This is a genomic window from Arthrobacter sp. CAL618, assembly GCF_000468215.1.
Classification (GTDB): domain Bacteria; phylum Actinomycetota; class Actinomycetes; order Actinomycetales; family Micrococcaceae; genus Arthrobacter_D.
Genome location: NZ_ASZW01000262.1, coordinates 1 through 7,618, shown reverse-complemented (window position 1 = coordinate 7,618; position 7,618 = coordinate 1). Strand labels below are relative to the sequence as shown.

Genomic DNA, 7,618 nt, shown 5'->3' with positions numbered 1-7,618 from the left:
GCGTAGTCGTCTCGCGGAGCAACGGCCCGTTTGACGTGTCGGAGAAGGACTCCGACGCCGGATATATTGACCTGGGAGCGCTGCGTATCGGCGCAGCCGAGGGTCTCCAGCTTCGGCTCGAGGTGGAAGAGAAGACCAAACGGGTAATCGCTGTCACCCTGGACCTCAACGGTTCCAACCTGCAGTTGCAGGTGTTCGCCGCACCACGCACCGACGGCCTCTGGGACGAGATTCGGTCCCAGATCGGCGTCTCGGTCGGCGCGCAGGGCGGAACGGTCCAGGACCGGGTCGGTTCCTTCGGCACCGAGTTGGTGGCCAAACTTCCGGCTCAAACCCCCGATGGCCAGCCTGGGTACCGGGTTGCCCGGTTCATTGGAGTGGACGGCCCCCGATGGTTCCTGCGCGGAGTGATTGGTGGACCGGCGGCGATCAACCGCGAGGCTGCCGCACCGATGGAAGAACTTTTCCGCAACGTTGTAGTGGTCCGGGGAGATCACCCGTTGCCGCCACGTGAGTTGCTGCAGCTTCGTCTTCCCAAGGAGACTGCCACCGCATCACCGGCTGCCGCTGCGGCGCCGAAGCCCGATCTCACCGATCCGCTGAAGCGCGGACCCGAGATCACTCACATTGGCTGACCGCCCGGGCTTCGATGGGATCGGCGGGACCCCGCATTCGGCCACGGTGGCGGGGCTTCCCAGCCGGGGGCGTGCCCGGGCACGGGGTTTCATTTCCCGGATCACCATTCTTCCGCGGGGCGCGGCGCCCCAGTTCGCTGCGGTGGTCTCCGACGACACGCCGCCGGGGGCGGCCGGATTCGAGCGTCGGGTACACGCCTCACGACGTCGGTCCGCCCAGGTGCGGCTGGTCTGGATCGGGCAACGCCGGGTTCCGGGCATTGAAGCCGGAACCCAGATTGCCTTCGAAGGAATGGTCAGCCCGGTGGACGGGATGCCCACGATCTACAACCCACGCTATGAAATCATCGGCCGTCCGGAGGCACAGCAGTGAGTACCACCCAACCCCCCAGCACCCCGTCTGGGGATAACCCGGCCCCGCGTCAGGGTCCTACCGCCGCCGAGTTGGCCGGTCAGTACGCCGCACGATCCGGGGTGCAGCGCAGCGACGACGGGCAGATCGACGTGCTGCAGTCGATTGGCGGCGTCCGTGGGCTGGCTGAGAGCATCCTGCCGGGCCTGATCTTCACCGTCATGTTCACGATCAACCAGGACCTGCAGGTCTCCCTGATCGCGGCCATCGGCGTAGCAGCCATCTTCTCGATCATTCGGTTGGTTTCACGGACACCCCTGACGCAGGCGCTGTCCGGTCTGATCGGCGTGGCGATCTGCGCCTTCGTTGCCGGCCGCACCGGGAATGCCGAGGACTTCTTCGTTCCCGGTTTCTTCACCAATGGTGGCTACATCATCGCAATGGTCATCTCCATAGCGGTCCGCTGGCCGATTGCCGGCCTCCTGTTCGGCTTCATCCGCGGCGAAGGCGTCGAATGGCGGAAAGACCCCAAACGGGTCAGGGCCTACACCATCGCCACCTGGATTATCGTGACCGTCCTCGGCCTCCGGCTCGCCGTGCAGATGCCCCTCTACTTCGCGGAGAATTTCGTGGCGCTCGGAACTACCCGGCTGATCATGGGGCTTCCGCTCTACGCACTGGGGTTATGGCTCGCCTGGCTCGTATCCCGCCCGACGGCCCAACCGCAGGAGTCCAGCGAACCCCGCGAACGCAGCTAAGGCAGGCCGGGGGCGTCGATCTGCCCGCCGTCGTCGGGATCCCCGGATTCCCCAGGAACCGCCAACAGGACACTCCGGAGCGCATCCTCCGCGGCGATCGCGGCAATCAGGAACAGCTCATCTCCGGGTTCGACGACGTCGTCCGGGCTCGGTGTAATCGATGCATCGTCGCGCAAAATTGCCACCACCGTGCAGTCCTCGGGCAGGATCAGCGAGCCCAGCGTCCGACCCACGATCGGGGATTCCTGGGGGACAGTAAACTCGACGATCGAGGTGACACCGCTCTGCAGGGTCAGTAGCCGGACCAGGTCGCCGATTTCGACTGCTTCCTCAACCAGCGCAGTCATCAGACGGGGAGTATTGACCGCGACGTCTACGCCCCAGGAGTCGTCGAACATCCAGTCGTTTTTCGGGTTATTGACCCGGCCCACCGTCCGGCCCACCCCGAACTCGCTTTTCGCGAGCAACGACACCACCAGGTTCACCTTGTCGTCGCCAGTGGCAGAAACCACCACGTCGGCTTCATCCAGTCGGGCATCCTTCAGGGTGGTCAACTCGCAGGCATCGCCGATCAGCCATTTGGCGCCCTTGAGCCCGCTGCGGCCAATCACCTCGGGTTTCTCGTCAATCAACAAGATCTCGTGGTTGTTGGAGAGCAGCTCCTTTGCGATCGAAGATCCCACGCTTCCCGCGCCCGCAATGACAACCCTCACTCGGACTCCTCCACTGGTTTCTTGGCGAGAATGCGCCCTATTTCGTCGGTAGCGGCGGTCTGCATCATTGCATGCACAATGTCACCTTCCTGGTAGCTGGTCTCCGAGGTGGGCAGCATGCCCTCCCCAAACCGGGTGAGGTAGGCGACTCGGATCCCCGAGGCCGCTTCGATATCGGCGAGGGATCGGCCTAGCCAGCCATCGTGCAACGAGAGCTCGCCCAGGATCAGGCGGCCCGAGGTTTCCCTGAAGTCACCGTTGATGCTTTGTTCCGGCAGGATTCGGCGGAGCACCTGATCGGCGCTCCAGCGTACGGCCGCCACCGTGGGGATTCCCAGCCGCTGGTAGATTTCCGCGCGTCCTGGATCATAGATTCGAGCCACCACGTGGGGCACATGGAATGTCTCGCGTGCCACCCGGGTGGCGAGGATATTGGAGTTGTCACCGCTGGACACGGCGGCGAAGGCGTAGGCGTTCTCGATGTCGGCGTTCTTCAGCGTCTCCCGGTCAAAACCAACACCGGTAACCTTGCGGCCGCCAAAGGAGCCCCTGAGCCTCCGGAACGCGCGGTCATCCTGGTCGATGATTGCGACGGTATGTCCCGACTCATCCAACGTGTGAGCGAGGCTGACGCCCACTCGGCCACACCCCATGATTACAAAATGCGCCACCCGTACTACCTGCCGTTCCAACCGATTGCCAGCCTGCTTGTCGGCGCCGCCCCCCTGATGGGGCACTGCGTCCGCTGCACCCAGCCTAATGGAGTTGCGCGGGCGGAAACGCGCTAGTCTGTGGGCTGTGCTGACTTTCTTTGAAGCCGCCAAGCGGGTCGTGGTGGGCAAGCCGTTCCGCAACGACCGGCTACGGCATCAGACCCTGCCCAAGCGGATCGCGATGCCGGTGTTCTCCGCCAACGCCCTCTCCTCGGTGGCATACGCACCCGATGAGATCCTGCTGACCCTTGCCCTGGCGGGGCTGGCCGCCGTGTCGGTTTCCCCATGGGTGGGTCTTGCGGTGCTCGTGGTGCTGCTGGTGGTGATCGCTTCCTACCGGCAGGCCGTCCACGCCTATCCCACTGGCGGCGGCGACTATGGGATTGCCCGTCGCAACCTGGGCAACTCTGCTGGCCTCACCGTCGCTTCGGCGCTGATGGTCGACTACGTCCTGACGGTCGCCGTATCGGTGTCGGCCGCCGCCCACTATGTCATAGCCCTGGCTCCCGGGTTGGCCGGGGGACAGACGGTCATGGCGGTGGCAGGCGTCGTCGTCCTGGTCTTGTTGAACCTGCGCGGCGTCACGCGTAACGCGCTGGCCCTGGCCATCCCGACCTACGTTTTCCTTGCTGCGATTCTGGGCATGTGCGCCGTCGGTATCATCCAACGGCTCAACGGGACTTTGGGCGAGGCCCCCAGCGCCCGGTTCGAAATCATCCCCGACCCAGCCCTCGACGCCGGTCTCGTGGGTCTGGCTGGGGCGCTCCTGATCCTGCGGGCCTTCTCCGCTGGCGCGGCCGCGCTGACCGGGGTGGAAGTGCCCAGCGCCAACGTGCCAAGCTTCCAATCCCCGCGCAGCCGCAATGCCGCCTCCACCCTGTTGATGCTGGGGGTGGCGGCAGGGGCGATGACTGCGGGCGTCATTTACCTCGCGAACGCGGTGAAGGTCCATGTGGTGCAGAACCCGCAGGAACAGTTGCTGCTGGACGGCAATCCGGTGCCAGAGGATTACATTCAGAACCCGGTGGTGAGCCAGCTCGCCCGCACCATTTTCAGTGAAGCAGCTGTGCCGTTCGTTCTGGTCGTCGGCGCCACTGCCCTGATCCTCGTGCTGGCAGGACACGCCGCTTTTAACGGCTTTCCGGTGCTGGCCTCGATCCTGGCCAAGGACGGGTACCTGCCACGCCAGCTCAGGACCCGCGGCGACAGGCTGACCTTCAGCAACGGCATCCTCGCGCTGGGCGCCGGAGCGATCCTGCTGATCCTGGTGTTCAGTGCCGATGTGACCCAGTTGGTTCAGCTCTACATTGTCGGCGTGTTTGTCTCCTTCACCGCGAGTCAGGCCGCACTGATCAAGCACTGGACCCGTGAGCTGCGGAGCACCGCCGACAAAAAACGCCGCTGGCGGATGAAAAAGTCGCGGGCCATCAATACCGTCGGCTTCGTGCTGACCGCAGCCGTGCTGGTGGTGGTGCTGGTGACCAAGTTCGAGTACGGGGCGTGGGTGGCGGTGCTGGCGATGGTGGTGCTGTTCGCCGTCATGCACGGCATCAAACGGCACTACGACCAGGTGGCCCGCGAACTGGCGCTCGACGACAACACCTTTTCCCGGGCGTTGCCTTCACGGGTGCACGCGGTAATTCTGGTGTCCCTCGTTCGTAAACCAGTGCTGCGGGCCCTGGCCTTCGCCCGCGCGTCCCGTCCGTCCAAGCTGGATGCCATCGTGGTCGACGTTGACCCGGAGGAAACCGAACGGACGCTGCAGGACTGGGAACGATACGAGATTCCCGTGCCGATCACCGTCCTGGCGTCGCCCTACCGTGACACGATCACGCCCATCATGGAGTACATCCGAAGCATCCGCAGCGACTCGCCGAGAGACCTGATCGTGGTCTACATCCCGGAGTACGTGGTGGGACGCTGGTGGGAGCGGCTGGTCCACAACCAGACAGCACTCCGAATCAAAACCCGGCTGCACTTCGAGCCGGGGGTTATGGTGGCAAGTGTCCCTTGGCAGCTCGCGTCTTCTGACGCCGCACGAAAGTTTCAGGATCTTCAGTGACAGATGACCCGGCAGGCACCCTAGAACTCACTATCGGCCCGGTAGCCCATGGCGGCCACTGCGTCGCCCGACATGAGGGCAGGGTCATTTTCGTTCGGCACGCCCTGCCGGGGGAGACGGTGCGTGCCCGGTTAACCGAGCACGACGACGGCGCCAGCTTCTGGCGTGCGGACGTGGTCGAGGTGGTCCAGGCCTCCCCGGATCGGGTCAACCACCCGTGGCCGCTCGCTGACGCCCTGTTGTCAGCCCAGCGCGGAGCTTCCCCGGTGGGCGGCGCCGAGTTCGGGCATATCGCTCTCGCCGCCCAACGAAAGTTGAAGGCAACGGTTTTCAGCGAGCAGCTTCACCGCCTCGCCGGAGTGGACCGGGAAATTGAGGTGGAGCCGGTCCCCGGCGAATCCCCTGACGGCCTGCGGTGGCGCACCAGGGCCAGCTTCGCGGTCGCACCGGACGGGCATCTGGCCATGCACGCCCACCGTTCCAATGAACTGATCCCCGTCGCCGAGATGCCGCTGGCCATCGATGCCATCAACGAACTACAGCTGTGGACCGTCAACTTCAGCGGAATCCAGCGGGTCGAGGTCGCTGTGGGCTCCGCCGGAGACCCGCCACTGGTGCTCCTGGTGCCGGCCGCCGGCGCCCGGCGGAAACAGACCGCCGCCGTCGTCCACCAGATCGACGGACCATCGGTGGCCCTCTGGGACCCGGAAAAGGGCACCGTCGAGCGGGTGAAAGGCAAGACCTGGCTGGCTGAAACTGTCGGATCCCAGACCTACCGGATCACCGGGGACGGTTTCTGGCAGATTCACCGGGGCGCGCCCGGACTGTTGATGGACGCCGTCCTCGGCGGGCTGGCCATCCAGCCAGGGGAACGCGCCGCCGACCTTTACTCCGGGGCAGGGCTTTTCACGGCCCCCATCGCCGACGCGGTCGGGGAAACCGGCAGCGTCCTCGCCGTCGAGGGATCCCCGGGCGCGTCCCGCGACGCTAAACGGAATCTCCATGGCCGGGGTCAGGTGGACATTGTGCAGGGCAAGGTTGACCGGGTACTCCGTGACCGCAAACCCTCGCTTGACGTAGTGGTCCTCGATCCGCCCCGCGCCGGTGCAGGGCAGGCGGCCATCACCGAGGTAATTGCGGCGGGCCCCCGCGCTGTCGGGTACGTTTCCTGCGACCCGGCGTCGTTTGCGCGCGACGTCGGCTACTTTCAGCAGGCAGGCTGGGAACTGGACACCCTCCGGGTGTTTGATCTGTACCCCCACACCCACCACATGGAGTCCTTCGCGGTACTCCGCCCCAGCCAGGGATAGCGGACCGCAAACGGACTAGGATGATGTTCCCGGGTGCAGGCGAGAGGAGCCCAGCAATGAGCAGCATGGACAGCTTTGGTGCCAAGGGAACGCTTGATGTTGCTGGCGCCCAGTACGAGATCTACCGACTGAGCGCGGTAGCAGGCGCCGACAGTCTTCCGTTCAGTCTCAAGGTGCTCCTGGAGAACCTGCTCCGCACCGAGGACGGAGTGAACATCACCGCCGGGCAGGTGCGTGCCCTGGCCAACTGGGACGCCGACGACCAGCCGCACACCGAGATCCAGTTCACCCCGGCCCGCGTGATCATGCAGGACTTCACCGGTGTGCCCTGCGTCGTCGACCTCGCCACCATGCGCGAGGCAGTCGTCGAACTCGGTGGAGACCCCAAGCGCGTCAACCCGCTGGCGCCGGCCGAACTGGTCATTGACCACTCGGTGCAGATCGACTTCGCCGGCAACGCCAACGCACTCGAGCGCAACATCGAGATCGAGTACCAGCGCAACGGCGAGCGGTACCAGTTCCTGCGCTGGGGTCAGACCGCGTTCGATGACTTCCTGGTGGTGCCGCCCGGCATGGGTATTGTCCACCAGGTCAACCTTGAGTACCTGGCCCGCACGGTGATGACCCGTGAGGTCACCACCGACGGCACCACCGCCCTGCAGGCCTACCCCGACACCTGCGTCGGCACCGACTCGCACACCACCATGGTCAACGGGCTCGGCGTGCTCGGCTGGGGGGTCGGCGGCATCGAAGCCGAGGCTGCCATGCTGGGCCAGCCCGTCTCCATGCTGATCCCTCGGGTGGTGGGCTTCAAGCTCACCGGTGAGATCCCCGCCGGCGCCACCGCGACCGACGTCGTGCTCACCATCACCGAGAAGCTGCGCAAGCACGGCGTCGTTGGCAAGTTCGTCGAGTTCTACGGCGAAGGCGTCAGCGCTGTGCCCCTGGCCAACCGGGCCACCATCGGCAACATGAGCCCGGAGTTCGGCTCCACCGCTGCCATGTTCCCGATCGATGAAGTCACCATGGACTACCTGCGGCTGACCGGCCGCTCGGAGGAGAACCTGGCACTGGT

At 65.3% G+C, this 7,618-nt stretch carries 8 protein-coding genes; 6 read left to right on the top strand and 2 right to left on the bottom strand.

What is annotated here, in order from left to right:
- From K728_RS0116085 to K728_RS0116075, 3 genes are all read left to right on the top strand, one after another.
- The coding region (locus tag K728_RS0116085) for a DUF3710 domain-containing protein (RefSeq protein WP_024477338.1) at positions 1-635 on the top strand (635 nt) is incomplete at its 5' end.
- Positions 628-1,008: an OB-fold nucleic acid binding domain-containing protein gene (locus K728_RS0116080; protein ID WP_024477337.1), complete on the top strand. Its 381-nt coding sequence runs from the start codon at positions 628-630 to the stop codon at positions 1,006-1,008. The genes K728_RS0116085 and K728_RS0116080, both read left to right, overlap by 8 nt.
- The gene (locus K728_RS0116075; RefSeq protein WP_024477336.1) at positions 1,005-1,745 is read left to right on the top strand and encodes a DUF3159 domain-containing protein; all 741 of its coding nucleotides are present in this window, start codon (positions 1,005-1,007) and stop codon (positions 1,743-1,745) included. Before K728_RS0116080 ends, K728_RS0116075 begins: the two co-directional genes overlap by 4 nt.
- On the opposite strand, the gene K728_RS0116070 is transcribed toward K728_RS0116075, so the two are convergent.
- Both K728_RS0116070 and K728_RS0116065 read right to left on the bottom strand, forming a co-directional pair.
- Positions 1,742-2,458, bottom strand: a complete 717-nt coding sequence (locus tag K728_RS0116070) for a potassium channel family protein (RefSeq protein WP_019483774.1) — start codon at positions 2,456-2,458, stop codon at positions 1,742-1,744. The genes K728_RS0116075 and K728_RS0116070 overlap by 4 nt on opposite strands.
- The gene (locus K728_RS0116065; protein ID WP_024477335.1) at positions 2,455-3,129 is read right to left on the bottom strand and encodes a potassium channel family protein; all 675 of its coding nucleotides are present in this window, start codon (positions 3,127-3,129) and stop codon (positions 2,455-2,457) included. Before K728_RS0116065 ends, K728_RS0116070 begins: the two co-directional genes overlap by 4 nt.
- A gap of 127 nt (positions 3,130-3,256) precedes the next feature.
- On the opposite strand from K728_RS0116065, the gene K728_RS0116060 reads away from it, so the two are divergent.
- The 3 genes from K728_RS0116060 to K728_RS0116050 form a co-directional block, all read left to right on the top strand.
- Positions 3,257-5,233 carry an APC family permease gene (locus tag K728_RS0116060; protein WP_019483772.1) on the top strand — a complete coding sequence of 659 codons (1,977 nt, stop codon included), beginning with the start codon at positions 3,257-3,259 and terminating at the stop codon, positions 5,231-5,233.
- Positions 5,230-6,543: a class I SAM-dependent RNA methyltransferase gene (locus tag K728_RS0116055; RefSeq protein ID WP_024477334.1), complete on the top strand. Its 1,314-nt coding sequence runs from the start codon at positions 5,230-5,232 to the stop codon at positions 6,541-6,543. Before K728_RS0116060 ends, K728_RS0116055 begins: the two co-directional genes overlap by 4 nt.
- Before the next feature lie 56 nt (positions 6,544-6,599).
- Positions 6,600-7,618, top strand: a 1,019-nt coding sequence (locus tag K728_RS0116050) for an aconitase family protein (RefSeq protein ID WP_024477333.1), incomplete at its 3' end; no start/stop codon positions are given.